The sequence below is a fragment of the Kitasatospora sp. NPDC057518 genome, assembly GCF_042802075.1.
Classification (GTDB): Bacteria; Actinomycetota; Actinomycetes; order Streptomycetales; family Streptomycetaceae; genus Kitasatospora.
The window spans coordinates 1-2114 of the sequence record NZ_JBHVEU010000739.1 but is presented as its reverse complement, the minus strand read 5'-3'; the positions used below and the strand labels follow the sequence as shown (position 1 = coordinate 2114).

General features: G+C 68.8%; 1 protein-coding gene and 2 tRNA genes. 2 read left to right on the top strand and 1 reads right to left on the bottom strand.

Translation table 11 applies throughout. From position 1 onward, the window contains the following. Window positions 1–32: 32 nt before the first annotated feature. Window positions 33–103: transfer RNA gene (locus ACFU7Z_RS38975), tRNA-Gly, on the bottom strand. Between the two features lie 182 nt (window positions 104–285). Here ACFU7Z_RS38975 and ACFU7Z_RS38970 point away from each other — a divergent pair. Both ACFU7Z_RS38970 and tig read left to right on the top strand, forming a co-directional pair. Next, window positions 286–359 (top strand) — tRNA-Pro (locus tag ACFU7Z_RS38970). Between the two features lie 305 nt (window positions 360–664). Next, window positions 665–2056 carry a trigger factor gene (tig, locus tag ACFU7Z_RS38965; RefSeq protein WP_074000685.1) on the top strand — a complete coding sequence of 464 codons (1392 nt, stop codon included), beginning with the start codon at window positions 665–667 and terminating at the stop codon, window positions 2054–2056. The last annotated feature ends 58 nt before the right edge of the window (window positions 2057–2114 follow it).

Genomic DNA, 2114 nt, shown 5'->3' with positions numbered 1-2114 from the left:
GGTGTGCTGGGCACACCGGGGCCGGACCGGAGAGCGGGCGACGAGAATCGAACTCGCGTGACTAGTTTGGAAGACTAGGGCTCTACCATTGAGCTACGCCCGCACGACCTTCCCAGCCGTCACCGGCCGGAAGTTCGGGGGACAGCCTACCTGGTCCGGCCGCCCGCGTGCACACCGGATCGCGCACACCCCCTGCGCGCCCGCGCGGTATATCCCGCGTCGCGCCCGGGCGGATTGTGTCGGCGAGCCGCCCAGGCCCGGCGTGTACGCTTCCTCTCGGCACCACGGGGTGTGGCGCAGTTTGGTAGCGCGTCCGCTTTGGGAGCGGAAGGCCGTCGGTTCGAATCCGGTCACCCCGACAGTGCGGCAGGGTCTCGTCCGTAGGGGCGGGGCCCTGTTCTGTCTCGGCGCTCCCGGACGGCGGTACGGTGGCGCCTGGCGTCCGCCTTTGGTGGTACCGGTAGGATGGGGCGCTGGCGGTAGTCCCTGTGGCGTCAACCCAGGTCAACCGCACGAGGGCGAGGAGTCAAGCTCACCGTCCACCCCACGGGAGATGCAGCTCCAACCGCCCATCGCCCGTCTCGTCCGACCCCCCTTCCGGCTCCGTCCGGACGACGGGGACGGGCGGAGACAACCTGACCGCAAGCCCCTAGGAGACCTAACCGTGAAGAGCGCCGTCGAGACTCTGAACCCGACCCGGGTTCGACTCACCGTCGAGGTGCCCTTCGAGGAGCTCAAGCCCAGCCTCGACGCGGCGTACAAGAAGATCAACCAGCAGGTCTCGGTCCCGGGCTTCCGCAAGGGCAAGATCCCGAACCGGGTCATCGACCAGCGCTTCGGCCGTGGCGCCGTGCTGGAGGAGGCCGTCAACGACGCCCTGCCGCGCTTCTACACGCAGGCCGTCGACGAGGGCAAGATCGAGGTCCTCGGACAGCCCGACATCACCAACATCGAGGGTGTCGAGAAGATCGCCGATGGCGGCGACCTGAAGTTCACCGCCGAGGTGGACGTTCGTCCCGAGGTCACCCTGCCGGAGTTCTCCTCCATCGAGGTGACCGTCGACCCGATCGCCGTCTCCGACGAGGACATCGAGAAGTCGCTGGAGCAGCTGCGCGAGCGCTTCTCCTCGGTCAAGGACGTCGAGCGCGCCGCCGCCGCCGGTGACATCGTGGTCGTCGACCTGGTGGCCAAGGTCGACGGCGAGGTGCCGGAGGACGGCACCGCCAACGGCGTCAGCTACGAGATCGGCTCGGGCCGTCTGATCGACGGCATCGACGAGGCCGTCATCGGCCTGTCGGCCGGCGAGGAGAAGACCTTCGAGACCGAGCTCAAGGGTGGCACCCAGGCGGGCAAGACCTCCGAGGTCTCCGTCACCGTCACCGCCGTCCAGGAGAAGGAGCTGCCCGAGCTGGACGACGAGTTCGCCCAGCTGGCCAGCGAGTTCGACACCCTGGAGGACCTGCGCGCCGACTCCCGCAAGCGCCTGGAGCGCATGAAGGAGTACGACCAGGCCACCCAGGCCCAGGAGAAGGTCCTGGACGCGCTGCTCGCGCTGGTTGAGATCGAGTACCCCGAGAAGCTTCTCAAGGACGAGGTCGAGACCCGCAAGCACAACGTGGAGCACCACCAGCTCCAGCCGATGGGCCTCACCATCGACGCGTACCTGGAGACCCAGGGCAAGACCCGCGAGGAGTGGGACGCGGAGATCGAGGAGCAGGCGAAGAAGGGCATCAAGACCCAGTTCGTCCTGGACCAGATCGTCGCCAACGAGGAGCTGGGTGTTAACCAGGAGGAGCTCACCGAGCACCTCATCCGCCGCGCCGCCGGCTCGGGCCTGACCCCGGACCAGTTCGCGCAGCAGGTCGTCCAGGGCGGCCAGGTTCCGCTGCTGGTCGGCGAGGTCGCCCGCGGCAAGGCGCTGGCCACCGTGGTCGAGGCCGCCAAGGTCGTCGACACCGAGGGCAACGAGGTCAACTTCGACGACGAGGACGAGACGGCCGAGACCGTCGAGGCCGCCGCCGAGGAGACCGCCACCGAGGAGAAGACCGAGGCCTGAGCGCCCCGGTAGCCCCTTCCGGCCGCAGCGGGCCCGGACGCCGTACGGTGTCCGGGCC